Source organism: Nonomuraea sp. NPDC001636, assembly GCF_040298265.1.
Classification (GTDB): domain Bacteria; phylum Actinomycetota; class Actinomycetes; order Streptosporangiales; family Streptosporangiaceae; genus Nonomuraea.
This window is the reverse complement of record NZ_JBEOZT010000001.1, coordinates 347,132-360,710: the sequence shown is the minus strand read 5'-3', so window position 1 is coordinate 360,710 and position 13,579 is coordinate 347,132. Positions and strand designations below refer to the sequence as shown.

The window sequence follows — 13,579 nt, the reverse complement described above, 5'->3', positions numbered from 1 at the left end:
TCTCAGCCGCCGAGGGCGGCGTTGGCCTCGGTCAGGAACTTCTGGGCGGCGGCGTCGGGGGCCATCCGGCCGAAGATGACCTCCTCGGTGTACCGCTTGAGCATGTCCTCCAGGGCGCTGGCGCCCTTCGGCGGCGCGGCGGGCGGGTCGGCCAGCTCGCCCTTGATGGACTCGACGAACTGCAGCGTCTTCTGGTCCGCGGGCGGCAGCTTGTCCTTGACGGCGGCCAGGACCTTCGAGCTGGCGGGCAGGCCGCGGTCGCTCAGGATGATCCCGCCGACCTCGGCGTCGTTGATCATGAAGTCGATGAACTTGGCGGCCTCGGCGGCGTGCTCGCTCTTGGCGGAGGCGGTGTAGAACATCGCCGGCTGGAGGAACATGCCGCCGGTGGTCGCGCCCTCCGCCTTGGGCAGGCGCAGCAGGCTCATCTCCTTGCCCGACGCCTTGGCGACCGCGCCTAGCTGGTTGCTCCACCACATGCCGGACGCGCCGGTGTTGGTGGCCAGCAGCGACTGGTCCACGCTGGTCGCGCCGACCTCGGCGGTCTTGGCGGCGTCGGGGCTGCCCTTGGCCTTGATCGTGTCCAGCATGACCTGCCACCAGGCCACGATCGTCCCGGGCGTGACGGCGATCTTGTTGCCCTGGTAGAAGGGCTCGCCGCGCTGGGCGGCGAAGATCTGCAGGAAGGCGGGGTTCCAGTTGAGCTGGGTCCCGTAGACCGTGCCGCCGCCCTTGGCGGTGATCTTCGAGCTGAGGTCGACGTAGTCCTTCCACGTCCACTTCGTGTCGTCGGGCACCTTCTGCCCGGCCGACTCCACCAGGGCCGGGTTGAGCACCACCGAGAAGACGTTCGCGCCGGTGGGGACGGCGAACTGCTTGCCGTCGATGCCGCCGGTGCCGAGCAGCTTGGGGTCGATGTCGGCGGTCTGGACCTTGCCGGTCAGGTCGGCCAGCGTGCCGCGGTCGGCGTACTCGCGAAGGCCGCGGATCTCCAGGGTGATGACGTCCGGGGCGTCGCTCGCGGCGACCTTCGTGGACAGCGTCTCGTAGTAGCTGGCGAAGTCGGAGAACTCGCCCTCGACGTCGATGCCCGGGTTCTTGGCCTCGAACTTCTTGATGGCCTCCTCGGTCATCTTCTGCCGGGCGTCGCTGCCCCAGTAGGAGAAGCGCAGCTTGACCTTCCCGTCGTCGCCGCCGCCGCTGCCGCAGGCCGCGGTGACCGCCAGCACGGCGGTGGCGAGCAGTGCCGCCGACCACGTCTTCTTGCCAGAGCTCACGGCTCTACCTCCTGTGGGATTCGTCTGTGTCGGGGGGTGGGGGAACTACTTCAGTCCCGTGGTGGCCACACCACGGATCAGGTACTTCTGACCGGCCAGGAAGAAGCCGAAGATGGGCCCGAGCGCGACGATCGACATGGCGAACATCGGGCCCCACGACGAGTCGCTGCTGGCGTCGAGGAAGGTGCGCAGCGCCACCGGAGCGGTGAAGTTGTCCGGGTTGTTGAGGTAGAGGAGCTGGCTGAGGAAGTCGTTCCACGTCCAGATGAACGTGAAGATCGCCGTGGTGGCCAGCGCCGGGGTGCAGAGCGGGATGATCACCCTGATGAACGTGCGCCAGTAGCCGGCGCCGTCGATCTCGGCGGCCTCGTCCAGCTCCCTGGGGAGGGAGCGGATGAACTGCACCATCAGGAACACGAAGAACGCGTCCGTGGCCAGCACCTTCGGCATGACCAGCGGCCAGATCGTGTTGATCAGCCCGAGCTTGGAGAACATGACGTACTGCGGCACGATCAGCACGTGGTGCGGCAGCATGATCGTGCCCAGCATGAGGGTGAACCACAGCTTCTTGAGCGGGAAGTTCAGCCGGGCGAAGGCGTAGGCGGCCAGCGAGCAGGCCACCAGGTTCGCCACCACCGACAGCACGGTGATCACCGCGGAGTTCCACAGGTAGTAGCCGAAGGGGTGCTTCAGCGCCGTCCAGCCCTCGGTGTAGTTCTCCAGCGTGACCTCGCTCGGCCACAGGCCGGGCTGCCGGAAGATCAGCTCCTCGGGCTTGAGCGAGCTGGAGATCATCCACAGCAGTGGATAGAGCATGACCAGGCCGAACCCGATCAGCAGCACGTGCTTGACCACCCGGCCGCCCCTGAGCGGGCGGAACAGGACGGGCAGCGGCCTACTTGGTGTCGCCATAGAAGACCCAATACTTGGACGCGAGGAAGTTCACCCCGGTGAGACCGGCGATGATGAGCAGCAGGACCCACGCCATGGCGGCCGCGTAGCCCATGTCGAAGCTCTTGAAGCCCTTGAGGTAGAGGTAGAGCGTGTTGAACATCGTGGAGTCGGCCGGCCCGCCTGAGCCGCCGCTCACGATGAACGACTGCGTGAACGACTGGAACGACTTGATGATCTCCAGCACCAGGTTGAAGAAGATGATCGGCGTCAGCAGCGGCAGCGTGATCGACCGGAACCGGCGGAAGGGGCCGGCGCCGTCCACCGCGGCGGCCTCGTAGTAGCTGGCCGGGATCTGCCGCAGCCCGGCCAGGAAGATGATCATCGGGGCGCCGAACGTCCAGACGTGCAGGATGATCAGCGTGCCGAGGGCGGTGTCGGGGTCGCTGACCCAGCCGGGCCCCTGGATCCCGAAGACCGCCAGCACGGCGTTGACCAGGCCCTCGGCTCCGAAGACCTTGCGCCACAGGATCGCGATCGCCACGCTGCCGCCCAGCAGCGAGGGCAGGTAGAAGATCGACCGGTAGAGCGACAGGCCGCGCAGCCCGCGGTCGAGCACCAGGGCCAGCGCGAGCGCGAAGGCCAGTTGCAGCGGCACGGAGACGACCACGTAGATCGTCGTCACCTTCAGCGAGTTCAGGTAACGGGGATCCTCGGTGAACATCTTGACGTAGTTGTCGAACCCGACCCACTTGGCCTCCTCCAGGAGGTTGTAGTCGGTGAACGACAGGTAGAGCGAGGCGACGATGGGGCCGATCGTGATGACGAGCAGACCGGCGAACCAGGGCGCGAGGAACAGGTAGGCGGCCCGCGCCTCGCGGCGGGAACGTCTGGACGCGCGACGGTCTCCCCGCTCGGGCGGGGTCGCGGCGTCCGGGAGTCTCACCGCCACCGAGTCAGCCATGACGGAACTCATTCGTCATCACGGACCTTCCGGCGAGATGTGAATGGATAGCGCTTTCCTATAGCTGCCGGGAAAGTTCCGTCAACCCTTTGCAGGCGTTACATCGTCGTTATCGATATATCGCCATGGCGTTTTCCCTGGTGACAAGCGCTTACCAACGAGAGGTGGGATGAATATTGCTGCGATTTAGTACAACCGTTTGCAGCTCATCTGGGCGGCGCCGTCGACTCCCGCACCACCAGCCGGGTCTCCAGCGAGGTCGTGGCGCTCACCTCCTGGATCAGCAGGTCGACCGCCAGCCGCCCGGCCGCCGCGGTGGGCATGGCGACCGTGGTGAGCTTGGGACGGTTCAGCCGCCCCGGGACGATGTCGTCGATGCCCACCACGCTGACGTCCTCCGGCACGCTCAGCCCGAGCTCGCCCAGCCCCTCGACCAGGCCGATCGCCATGAGGTCGTTGTAGGCGAGCACCCCGGTCACCCCGGCCTCGCGCACCGCGGACGCGGCGGCCAGGCCGCCCTGCTCGGTGGGCGCGTTCGGCCCGAGGACGACCAGCTCGACGCCCGGCACCCGCTCGGCGGCCGTCCGGATCTCGCCGCTCGTCCAGGAGCCCGGCGGGCCGGACAGCAGCGCCACGCGGCGGTGCCCGAGCCCGGCCAGGTGCTCGACCGCCAGCCGCGCGCCGTGCCCGACGTCCATCAGCACCGTGGCCGCGCCGCGCAGCCGCCGGTTGACCACCACGAACGGCACCCGCTCGGCCAGCCGCTCCAGCGCCTTGTTCGACGAGCGCGGGCTGCACAGCACCACGCCGTCCACCTGCTTGGAGAACGCCTGGATCAGCTCCTCCTCGGCGGCCGGCTCCTCGTCGGTGTCGGCCACGAACAGGTGGTAGTCGCGCTGCCGGGCCGCGGCGTGCGCGGCCTTGATCAGCGGCGGGAAGAACGGGTTGGCGATGTCGGCCACGATCAGGCCCAGGTTGTGGGTGCGCCCGGTCGTGAGCGCCCTGGCCGCCCTGTTGGGCCGGTATCCCAGCTCCTCGGCCACCGTCAGCACTCTGGTCCGGGTCGCGGCGTTCACCATGTGCGGCGCGGAGAACGTCCGCGACACGGTCGATACGTGCACACCGGAAGCGCGGGCCACATCACGAATCGTCACTGTCACAGCCACCCACCCTAACGCAACCGCTTGCAGGCGCCATGGCGGTGATGAAAGCGCTTGCCGACCGACCCACCGTCAGACGGTCGTGCATATCCCCAGCTAGACGCCATGGTCGAAAATCGGCTCTTGACGCCTCGCCCTGCCTGGCCCATAGGTTTGGTGCAACTGTTTGCAGTACTGAAGGAGTCCCCCACGGTGAGCAGAGTGCTCGTCACCGGCAGCGCCGGACGCCTCGGCCGCAGCGTCGTCACCACGCTCGCCGCCGCCGGGCACGAGGTGATCGGCGTGGACCAGGCCCCCGGCACGCCGGTCGAGGCCGCCGCGACGTCACCGGCCGACCTCACCGACACCGGCCAGGCGTACGAGGTCGTCGCCCGGTTCCGGCCGGAGTCGGTGATCCATCTGGCGGCCATCGCGACGCCGTTCAGCCGGCCGGAGTCAGTGATCTTCCAGGTGAACACCCGGCTCGCGTTCAACGTCTGCGCGGCCTCGGTGGAGCTGGGCGTGTCCGGCGTGGTGGTGGCCAGCAGCCCCACGGTGATCGGGTACGGCGCGCCCGGCGGCTGGCGGCCGTCGTACCTGCCGATCGACGAGGAGCACCCGGCGCTGCCCTGGAACGCCTACAACCTGTCCAAACTGGTGGCCGAGCAGACCATGCGGACGTTCGCGCGGGCGGGCCGGACGAGGATGGCGGCCGTCCGGCCGTGCTTCGTCATCCCGCCCGAGGAGTGGGCGGGCGCGCCCACGCAGTCGGGGCACACCGTCAGGGAGCGGCTCGACCAGCCGGAGCTCGGCGGCGTCTCGCTGTTCAACTACATCGACGCGCGCGACGCGGCCGAGCTGTTCGCCGTGCTGGTCGCGGCGTTGCCCGAGCTGCCGGGCGGCGAGGTCTTCTTCGCCGGCGCGGCCGACGCCCTGGCCAGGAAGCCGCTGGCCGACCTGCTCCCGCAGGCGGTGCCGGGCACCGAGGAGCTGGCGGCGGGCCTCACCGGCACCGCTCCCGCCTTCTCCACGGACAAGGCCCGCCGCCTGCTCGGCTGGGAGCCCCAGCGAAGCTGGCGAACCGAACTCAAGGAATGCGAATGAATCTCAGCGGTGTGCTGTTCTTCCCCGTCACCCCCTTCGACGCCCGCGGCGCGCTCGCCGAGCAGGTGCTGGCCGAACACATCCGGCAGGGCATGGCGCACGGCCCCGGCGGCGTGTTCGTGGCCTGCGGCACCGGCGAGTTCTCCGCGCTGTCGGAGGCGGAGCACGCGCGGGCCGTCCGGGTGGCGGCCGAGGTGGTGGACGGGCGGGTGCCGGTGTTCGCCGGGGCCGGCGGCCCGATCGGCGCGGCGCTGAACCAGGCGCGGGCGGCCCGCGCGGCCGGCGCCGACGGCCTGCTGCTCATGCCTCCCTACCTGACGCAGGGTCCGGCGAGCGGCTTCGCCGCGTACGTGGCCGCCGTCGCCGCCGAGCTGCCGGTGATCGTCTACCAGCGCGGCCCGGTCGTGCTCGCCCCGGACGCCGCGGTCGAGCTGGCCGGCGTGCCCGGCGTGATCGGGCTCAAGGACGGGCTCGGCGACATCGACCGGATGCAGCGGACCGTCCTCGCGGTCCGCGAGCAGCACCCGGACTTCCTGTTCTTCAACGGCCTGCCGACCGCCGAGCTGACCATGCCCGCCTACCGCGGCATCGGCGTCGACCTGTACTCCAGCGCGGTCTTCGCCTTCGCCCCCGAGATCGCCGTGGCCTACCTGAACGGCGACGAGCGGCTGCTGACGGAGTTCTACGCGCCGCTGGTCCGCCTGCGCGACCAGGTGCCCGGCTACCCGGTGGCCCTGGTCAAGGCCGGCGTACGGCTGCGCGGCCTCGACGTCGGCCCGGTGCGCCCGCCGCTGGTCGACGTGGCCGAGGACCACCTGGCGGAGCTCGACGCCCTGATCAGGTCCGGGCTCGCGCTGGCGGCCTCGTGATCACCGGCCTGCGGACCGAGCTGCGGACGGTCCCCCTGCCCCGCCCGTGGGGCCCGGACGTGCCCGCCAACCACCTGATCGTCTGCCACGTGACGCTGGCGGACGGCCGCACCGGCACCGGGTTCTCCTGGACGCCGCAGATCGGCGCGCACGCCGTGCACGCCCTGCTGGAGCACGACCTGCGCGCGGCGCTGATCGGCCTGCCCGCCCATCCCGAGCTGGTGTGGGACCGGCTGTGGCGGCACCTGCGCGAGGCCGGCCCCGGCGGGATCACCACGGTCGCGCTGGCCGGGATCGACCTGGCGCTGTGGGACCTGCGCTGCGGCGCGACCGGGCTGGCCGACGTGCTGGGCCGGCGCCGGGAGCAGGTCCCGGTCTACGGCAGCGGCGTCAACCTGCACTACTCCCTGGAGGAGCTGACCGAGCAGGCGCGGCGCTGGGTGGCCGCCGGGTACCGCGGCGTCAAGATCAAGGTCGGCCGTCCCGACCTGGCCGACGACGTGGCCCGGGTGGCGGCCGTACGCGAGGTGATCGGGCCCGACCGGCTGCTGATGATCGACGCGAACCAGCGGTGGGACCTCCACCGGGCCCGGCGCGCCCTGTCCGCGCTGCGCGAGTTCGACCTCCATTGGATCGAGGAGCCGCTGCCCGCCGACGACGTGGCCGCGCACGTCGAGCTGCGCCGCTCGACCGACGTGCCGGTCGCGGTGGGCGAGAACGTCTACACCGTCTACGGCTTCCGCGACCTGCTCACCGCGGGGGCCTGCGACGTCGTCCAGCCGAACGTGGTGCGCGTCGGCGGCGTCACGCCGTTCCTGCGGATCGCCGAGCTGGCCAGGGCGTTCGACGTGCCGGTCCATCCGCACCTGCTGGGCGAGGTGTCCGGGCAGCTCGCCCTGGCGCTGCCGCTGCTGCCGCTGGCCGAGGACGTCGAGGACGCCTCGTTCGCCCGCCTGGGGCTGCTGGCCGAGCCGTACCCGGTGCGGGTCGAGGACGGCCTGCTGCGCGTGGGCGGCCACGCGGGACTGGGGTTGCGATGGGCGTGAGGACGGACCCCGTGAAGGTCGTCCTGGCCGGTGCCACCGGGCACGGGCGGCATCACCTGGACAACCTGCGCAGGCTCGCGGCCGCCGGGCTGGTCGAGCCGGCCGGGATCTGCGACGTGCGGCCGGTGGAGCTCGACGTGGAGCTCGACAAGGAGCTCGGCGGCGGCCCCCTGCCGCAGTCGGCGGACCTGGGCGAGCTCATCACCGCCACCGGCGCGGAGATCACGATCGTCTGCACGCCGATCCACACGCACGCCGACCTCGCGGTCACGGCGTTGCGCGCCGGGTCGCACGTGCTGCTGGAGAAGCCGCCCGCGGCGAGCCCCGAGGCGCACGCGCGGATCGCCGCGGCGGTGGCCGAGACCGGGCTGGCCTGCCAGGTCGGCTTCCAGAGCCTCGGCTCGCGGGCCGTCCCCGCGCTGCGGGAGCTGATGGCGAGCGGCGCGCTCGGCCGCGTCCGCGGCATCGGCGGCGCGGGCGCGTGGGAGCGGCCCGCGTCGTACTTCACCCGCTCGGCCTGGGCCGGACGGCGCAGGCTGCACGGCGCGGACGTGGTGGACGGCGCGCTCACCAACCCCTTCGCGCACGCCGTCGCGACCGCGCTGGCCCTGGTGGACGGCCCGGTCGAGGCGGTCGAGACCGAGCTGTACCACGCCCATCCGATCGAGGCCGACGACACCTCCTGCCTGCGTGTCCGGATCGCCGGCGGGCCGGTGATCACGATCGCGGTGTCGCTGTGCGCGACCGGCCGCAGCGAGCCGTACCTGGTGGTGCACGGGGAGGCGGGGCGGGCGACGCTCACGTACACGCTGGACGAGCTGCGGGTCGAGCGGGCCGACGGCTCGGTGGAGACCACCGTGCACGAGCGCGACGGGCTGCTGGAGAACCTGGTCGCGCACATCCGCACGGGGGCCGAGCTGCTCGTCCCGCTCTCCCGCACCGAGACGTTCACCCAGGTCCTGGACGCGGTGCGGCTGGCCCCCGAGCCGCTGCCCATCGCCGAACGGCACCAGGTCGTGGAGCGCGACGGCGGCGGCGCGGTCACCCACCGGTACCTGCCCGGCATCGCCGAGCTGACCGCGCGCAGCGCCGCGGAGCTGGCGCTCTACTCCGAGCTCGGCGCGCCGTGGACGAAGGTGGAGCTGCGGGTGGCGGGCGCGCCGGTCGCGGCCTACGAGTGGCGGCCCGACCTGCCCGCCACCGACTCGCCGCGGCCGTACCTGCATCCGGTGCGCACGCTGGGCGGCGTCACCGTCACCGAGGTGCGTCCCGGCGACCACGTGCACCACCTCGGCGCCGGCGTGGCGATCGCCGACCTGGGCGGCGCGAACTTCTGGGGCGGCCGCACCTACGTCAGGGGACGGGGACCGGCCTGGCTGGACGACCACGGCAGGCAACGGCACGTCGCGTTCACCCGGCTGGCCGACGACGGCTTCACCGAGGAGCTGGAGTGGATCGGCCCCGGCGACCGGCTGATCGCCCGCGAGCGGCGCACCGTCACCGCCCGGCCGGTCGGCGACGCGTGGGCGCTCGACCTCGCCTTCACGCTGACCAATTGCACCGGCTCGCCGCTGGAGGTCAACAGCTCGGCCACCAAGGGCCGGGCCGGCGCGGGCTACGGCGGGTTCTTCTGGCGCGCCCCCGGCGCCTCGACCGGCCGGGTGACCTACCCCGGCGACGAGGAGACCGTGCACGGCAGCCGGGACCGCTGGGTGGCCATGGCCGGGACCGGCCCGGACGGGCGGGACTGGACGCTGGTGTTCGTGCAGGCCGGCGACGACCCCTGGTTCGTGCGGGTGGCGGAGTATCCCGGGGTCGGGCAGGCGCTCGCGTGGGACCGTCCGCTCGTCGTCGAGGACACGCTGAGCAGGCGGGTCGTCACGGTCGTGGCCGACGGGCGGCTCGACGGGCCGTCGGTCTCGGCGCTGGCCGCCGCCGTGGCGGCGACGATCGGGGAGGCGACGATCGGGGAGGCGACGATCGGGGAGCGGGCGTGACACCCGCTCTTCGGTAAGCCCTCATTCCCGGTTTCCCGGCGGTTCGGCGGGCCGCGGCTAGGGTGCGGAGTCTGTGAACGCACCCGTCATCGCCCGGCCCGCCACCGCCAGGGACCCGTTCTTCGACAACGCGAAGTACCTGGCCATCGTGCTGGTCGTGTGCGGTCACCTGATCGAGGACCAGCGCGACGCGCCGCTCGCCCACGCCCTGTACTTCTACGTGTACGTCTTCCACATGCCGCTGTTCATCGTGCTTAGCGGCTATTTGTCCCGAAATTTCACGTTTTCGGGGGGCAAGGCGCGCAAACTTCTCTCCACCCTCGCCGTCCCCTACCTGATCTTCGAGCTGGCCTACTCGCTCCCCCGCCCGATCCTGTACGGCACGTTCGAGCTGAGCCTGCTCGACCCGTACTACCTCACCTGGTTCCTGCTCTCGCTGTTCCTGTGGCGGCTGTCCACGCCGGTGTGGCAGCAGCTCAAGTGGCCGCTCGCGGTCGCGGTAGCGCTGTCCCTGCTGACCGGGCTCGACCGGTTGCCCGGCGAGCTGGCCATGAACCGCACGTTCGCGCTGCTGCCGTTCTACGTGCTCGGCCTGATGCTGCGGCCCGAGCACTTCGCCCTGCTGCGGCGGCCCTCCGTGCGGCTGGCCGGGTTCTGCGTGCTGGGGCTGGGGCTCGCGGTCGCGCTGCTGGTGCACGAGCGGGTGCCGACCGAGTGGATCAGGTGGCGGCACTCCAACGCGGCCATCGGCGTGGACGACCTCACCGGCACCGCGATCAGGCTGGGGCTGCTGGCGGCGGGTGCGGTGCTGGTGGCGGCGTTCCTGGCGGTCACCCCGGCCCGGCGCACCTGGTTCAGCGGGCTGGGCTCGGCCACCATGTACGCGTACCTGCTGCACGGGTTCGTGGTGAAGGGCGCCGAGCGGCTCGGCCTGGGGCTGCCGCTGTCACTCCTGCTGGGCGTCCTGACCGCCACCGTGCTGTGCACGCCCTGGGTGCGCGGGCTGTTCCGCTGGGCCGTCGAGCCCCGCATGACCTGGGCCTTCACCCCGCTCCGCCGTCCCGCCTGACTCGTGCCTGAGCAGCCGAAGCGCGCCTCTGGACAGCGCGACCAGGATGTCGGCGCACTCGTCCAGGTCGGGGTAGCGGCCTTCGAGGTGGCCCATGGCCAGGGCGTTGGTGGCCGCGTTGACGCCCTCGGCGATCATCTCCAGGCGGCGCCGGTCCCGTTCGTCGCCGGCCGTGTAGCCGAGCGCGGCCAGGTCGGCCGCGTGGTGCTCGCGGTAGGCCGCGGCCGTACGGTCGGCGAAGTCGCGCAGCGACGAGGACGGGTCGTGCCGCGCGCGCAGCTGGATGCGCAGCAGCTCGGGGTGGCGGCAGATCGCCTCCAGCGGGATGCGGAAGGTGTCGCGGTGGCGTTCGAGGTCGCCGGGCGCCTCGCGGGCCCTGCGCCGGGCCTCCCGCATCGCGCCGCGCAGCCGCTCGCCGCCCTCCTCGGCGAGCACCAGCAGCAGCTCCTGCATGTCCTTGAAGTGCACGTAGAAGCTGGACTGCGCGATTCCGGCGGCCTTGGCGACCTTGCCGGTGGTCAGGCCGGTCTCGCCCTCCTCGTCCAGGACGGTCAGGGCGGCCTCGATCAGCCTGCGCCGGGTCAGGTCCTTCGCCTCGCTCCTGCTGAGCGGTGTGCTGGTCACGATCGCCTCACGGGACTTGTGTCTGATTTCACCGATAGTACTATCGGTGAAATTGCCGAAGGAGAGTCATGGCCATCGATTTCACTCTCGCCCCCGAGCACGAGGAGATCCGCAAGCGGGTCAGGTCCTTCGTCCAGGAGACCGTGATCCCCGCGATGTCCGGCGTGGAGGAGGGCGACCGGGACGCCTACCTCCGCACGATCTTCGAGCTGCGCCGCCGGGCCAAGGCCGAGGGCCTGTGGCTGCCGCACATGCCGAAGGAGTGGGGCGGCATGGGCCTCGGCCACGTCGAGCTGGCCATGGTGCAGTCGGAGGCGGCCAAGACCCGCATCGGCCCGTGGGTGCTCAACTGCCAGGCCCCCGACGAGGGCAACATGCACACACTCCTCCACTGGGCGGACGACGAGCAGAAGGAGAAGTACCTGCGGCCGCTGCTGGACGGCGTCCAGATGTCGTGCTTCGCGATGACCGAGCCCGAGGTCGCCGGGTCCGACCCGACCCTGATCCGCACCGAGGCGGTCAAGGACGGCGACGAGTGGGTGATCAACGGCCACAAGTGGTTCATCTCCAACGCCCGCCGGGCGAGCTTCGCCATCCTCATCGCGCGCACCGAGCGGGACGTGCCCGAGGGCTCGCGCGGCGCGAACACGGCCTTCCTGGTGGACCTGCCCAACCCGGGCTGGAAGGACGTGCGCGAGGTCGAGACGATGCACGGCTCGACCGGCCACAGCGAGATCGTGATCGAGGACCTGCGGGTGCCCGACAGCGCGATCCTCGGCGGCCGGGGCAACGGCCACCGGCTGGGCCAGTACCGGCTGGGCCCGGCGCGGCTCGCCCACTGCATGCGGTGGATCTCGCAGGCCGAGACGGCGCTGGACATGATGGTGGACCGGGCGCTCAACCGCTACAGCCACGGCTCGCTGCTGGCCGAGAAGCAGGGCGTGCAGTGGCTGATCGCCGACTCGGCCATGGAGCTCTACCAGTGCAAGCTCATGGTGCTGCACGCCGCCTCCAAGATCGACCGGGGCGAGGACTTCCGTACGGAGGTGTCGATGGCCAAGCATTTCGTGGCGAACAGCCTCAACCGCATCGTCGACCGGGCGATCCAGGTGCACGGCGCGCTCGGCTACTCCACCGACACGCCGCTGGCGAGCATGTTCCAGCACGCCCGCTGGGCCCGCTTCGCCGACGGCGCCGACGAGATCCACCAGATGCGCATCGCCGAGCGCACGATCGCGGCCTACCAGGCGACCGGTTCGACAAGCGCGGCGACCGGCGGCCTGCCGCTATAGCGCAAGATATCCCCGCATGACGGGCTGCCAGCGGTTGGCCGGGACGCCCCGGAGCGCGGCCACCGCCAGGCAGTACTTGCTGACGCTGACCGGCCGCACCCCCAGCCCGCGCAGCACCCGGTCCACCAGCGCCCGACCGTCGGCCGACTTCGACTCCAGCAGCACCCGGTCGCGGCGGGCGGGCACCCGGCGGCCGCCGTCGTGGCAGAGCAGGCCCGTGTCGCAGGTCAGCCGGGCCTGCCCGGTTCGGTCGACGAGCGTGACCCGCCGGTAGTCGGTGGACAGCACGGGCCCGAGCGCGTCGGGCACGACGACGCTCAGCTCGCTGCTCAGCGTGTCGCCGACGAACTTCATGGCCTCGCTGGTCAGCTCGCCGGCCGCCGCGGCATCGTACGGGATGCGGTGTTTGTCGGTGTTGCCGCGGGTGCCGTTCAGCTTCAGCTCCAGCCATCGCCCGCCCCCGTCCAGGTACGTACGGGTGCGCAGCTTGAAGCGGCGCCGCCGGTCCTGCCGGTGCTGGCGGAAGGTCAGCAGGTCGGGCGTGTCGAAGTAGGTCGAGGTGTAGCGGAACTGGCGCAACGCCCCGATCCGCAGCACCGAGAGCCGGTCGCCCAGCTCGGCCACCAGCTCGGCCATGGCCGGGACGCTGACCACGTACTTGCGGTCCACCCGGCTCATCAGCTCCGGCACGTCGTCCAGCCCGACCGGCGGCAGCCCGGCCGCGACGCCCGCCATCAGCGCGCCCGCGTCCCTCATCGGGCCACCTCGGCAATCTGGAAGCGCACGTCCACCACGGTCACGTCGCGCACATAGTCCACCTGGGTGACGACGCAGTGCAGGACGCGGCCCCGCAACCGGCCCTCCAGGTCGGCCCTGAGCAGCTCGGGGTCGGCGTGCACGACGTCCAGCGTCACGACCTGCTGCCTGGTGCGGCCCAGCAGGCGGGGGTGGTCGGCGACGTGCACGACGGCCAGCAGCACGCCGTCCAGGAGCAGCGCGGTCAGCGGGAGCTGGGAGGCGATGCCGTTCACCAGCCCGAGGACGATCGCCACGAAGTAGTAGGCGATCTCCTGCTGGGTGATCTCGCTGGACCGCAGCCGGATGATCGACAACACCCCGAACAGCCCGAACCCGACCGCCAGGTCCACCCGCTGGACCAGCAGCAGGGAGACCACCGCGAAGATGCCCACGTTCAGCGCCACGTAGGCGAACAGCAGGTCGCGCCGGTGGTGTCGCCGGTAGTACAGGCCGTAGGCGAGGACGGTGATCGCCGCCAGGTCCATCGCCAGTCCGGCCGTCACGGTGTC

The 13,579-nt window shown here is 71.4% G+C and carries 12 protein-coding genes and 1 pseudogene; 6 read left to right on the top strand and 7 right to left on the bottom strand.

All coding sequences use genetic code 11. The features are described 5' to 3' along the window. Nucleotides 1-2: 2 nt before the first annotated feature. From ABT158_RS01620 to ABT158_RS01605, 4 genes are all read right to left on the bottom strand, one after another. On the bottom strand, nucleotides 3-1,277 hold the full coding sequence (locus tag ABT158_RS01620) for an ABC transporter substrate-binding protein (RefSeq protein ID WP_352349753.1): 1,275 nt from the start codon (nucleotides 1,275-1,277) through the stop codon (nucleotides 3-5). Between the two features lie 45 nt (nucleotides 1,278-1,322). Then, a complete protein-coding gene (locus ABT158_RS01615) occupies nucleotides 1,323-2,189 on the bottom strand; it encodes a carbohydrate ABC transporter permease (RefSeq protein WP_352319678.1) in 867 nt (288 codons plus the stop codon). After that, entirely contained in the window at nucleotides 2,173-3,132 is a 960-nt protein-coding gene (locus ABT158_RS01610; RefSeq protein ID WP_352349750.1) for a carbohydrate ABC transporter permease, read from the bottom strand. The genes ABT158_RS01615 and ABT158_RS01610 overlap by 17 nt, the downstream gene beginning before the upstream one ends. Before the next feature lie 206 nt (nucleotides 3,133-3,338). Beyond that, nucleotides 3,339-4,292: a LacI family DNA-binding transcriptional regulator gene (locus tag ABT158_RS01605; protein WP_352349748.1), complete on the bottom strand. Its 954-nt coding sequence runs from the start codon at nucleotides 4,290-4,292 to the stop codon at nucleotides 3,339-3,341. 192 nt (nucleotides 4,293-4,484) lie between these two features. Here ABT158_RS01605 and ABT158_RS01600 point away from each other — a divergent pair, with 192 nt between their 5' ends. From ABT158_RS01600 to ABT158_RS01580, 5 genes are all read left to right on the top strand, one after another. After that, nucleotides 4,485-5,375 carry an NAD-dependent epimerase/dehydratase family protein gene (locus ABT158_RS01600; protein ID WP_352349746.1) on the top strand — a complete coding sequence of 297 codons (891 nt, stop codon included), beginning with the start codon at nucleotides 4,485-4,487 and terminating at the stop codon, nucleotides 5,373-5,375. After that, a complete protein-coding gene (locus ABT158_RS01595; protein WP_352349744.1) occupies nucleotides 5,372-6,244 on the top strand; it encodes a 5-dehydro-4-deoxyglucarate dehydratase in 873 nt (290 codons plus the stop codon). The genes ABT158_RS01600 and ABT158_RS01595 overlap by 4 nt, the downstream gene beginning before the upstream one ends. Continuing rightward, the gene (locus ABT158_RS01590) at nucleotides 6,241-7,290 is read left to right on the top strand and encodes a mandelate racemase/muconate lactonizing enzyme family protein (RefSeq protein ID WP_352349742.1); all 1,050 of its coding nucleotides are present in this window, start codon (nucleotides 6,241-6,243) and stop codon (nucleotides 7,288-7,290) included. The genes ABT158_RS01595 and ABT158_RS01590 overlap by 4 nt, the downstream gene beginning before the upstream one ends. Before the next feature lie 11 nt (nucleotides 7,291-7,301). Further along, nucleotides 7,302-9,287, top strand: coding sequence for a DUF6807 family protein (locus ABT158_RS01585; RefSeq protein WP_352349740.1), 1,986 nt, complete (start codon nucleotides 7,302-7,304; stop codon nucleotides 9,285-9,287). Between the two features lie 73 nt (nucleotides 9,288-9,360). Beyond that, nucleotides 9,361-10,356 (top strand): acyltransferase family protein, encoded by a 996-nt coding sequence (locus tag ABT158_RS01580; protein ID WP_352349738.1) that lies wholly within the window; start codon nucleotides 9,361-9,363, stop codon nucleotides 10,354-10,356. A gap of 447 nt (nucleotides 10,357-10,803) precedes the next feature. On the opposite strand, the pseudogene ABT158_RS01575 reads toward ABT158_RS01580, so the two are convergent. Further along, nucleotides 10,804-10,980: pseudogene (locus ABT158_RS01575) on the bottom strand (TetR family transcriptional regulator); the annotation flags it as partial. A 68-nt stretch (nucleotides 10,981-11,048) separates the two neighbouring features. Between ABT158_RS01575 and ABT158_RS01570 the strand changes: the two are divergent. Continuing rightward, entirely contained in the window at nucleotides 11,049-12,272 is a 1,224-nt protein-coding gene (locus ABT158_RS01570) for an acyl-CoA dehydrogenase family protein (protein WP_352349736.1), read from the top strand. Here ABT158_RS01570 and ABT158_RS01565 read toward each other — a convergent pair. Then, nucleotides 12,267-13,028, bottom strand: coding sequence for a polyphosphate polymerase domain-containing protein (locus tag ABT158_RS01565; RefSeq protein ID WP_352349734.1), 762 nt, complete (start codon nucleotides 13,026-13,028; stop codon nucleotides 12,267-12,269). The two genes, ABT158_RS01570 and ABT158_RS01565, sit on opposite strands and share 6 nt — an antisense overlap. After that, the gene (locus ABT158_RS01560; protein WP_352350471.1) at nucleotides 13,025-13,555 is read right to left on the bottom strand and encodes a DUF4956 domain-containing protein; all 531 of its coding nucleotides are present in this window, start codon (nucleotides 13,553-13,555) and stop codon (nucleotides 13,025-13,027) included. The genes ABT158_RS01565 and ABT158_RS01560 overlap by 4 nt, the downstream gene beginning before the upstream one ends. Nucleotides 13,556-13,579: the final 24 nt, after the last annotated feature.

Excerpts from the sequence above, each read along its gene's own strand:
- ABT158_RS01595 (WP_352349744.1), top strand. The coding sequence starts at position 5,372 with ATGAATCTCAGCGGTGTGCTGTTCTTCCCCGTCACCCCCTTCGACGCC.
- ABT158_RS01610 (WP_352349750.1), bottom strand. The coding sequence starts at position 3,132 with ATGGCTGACTCGGTGGCGGTGAGACTCCCGGACGCCGCGACCCCGCCC.
- ABT158_RS01615 (WP_352319678.1), bottom strand. The coding sequence starts at position 2,189 with ATGGCGACACCAAGTAGGCCGCTGCCCGTCCTGTTCCGCCCGCTCAGG.
- ABT158_RS01565 (WP_352349734.1), bottom strand. The coding sequence starts at position 13,028 with ATGAGGGACGCGGGCGCGCTGATGGCGGGCGTCGCGGCCGGGCTGCCG.
- ABT158_RS01560 (WP_352350471.1), bottom strand. The coding sequence starts at position 13,555 with ATGGACCTGGCGGCGATCACCGTCCTCGCCTACGGCCTGTACTACCGG.
- ABT158_RS01570 (WP_352349736.1), top strand. The coding sequence starts at position 11,049 with ATGGCCATCGATTTCACTCTCGCCCCCGAGCACGAGGAGATCCGCAAG.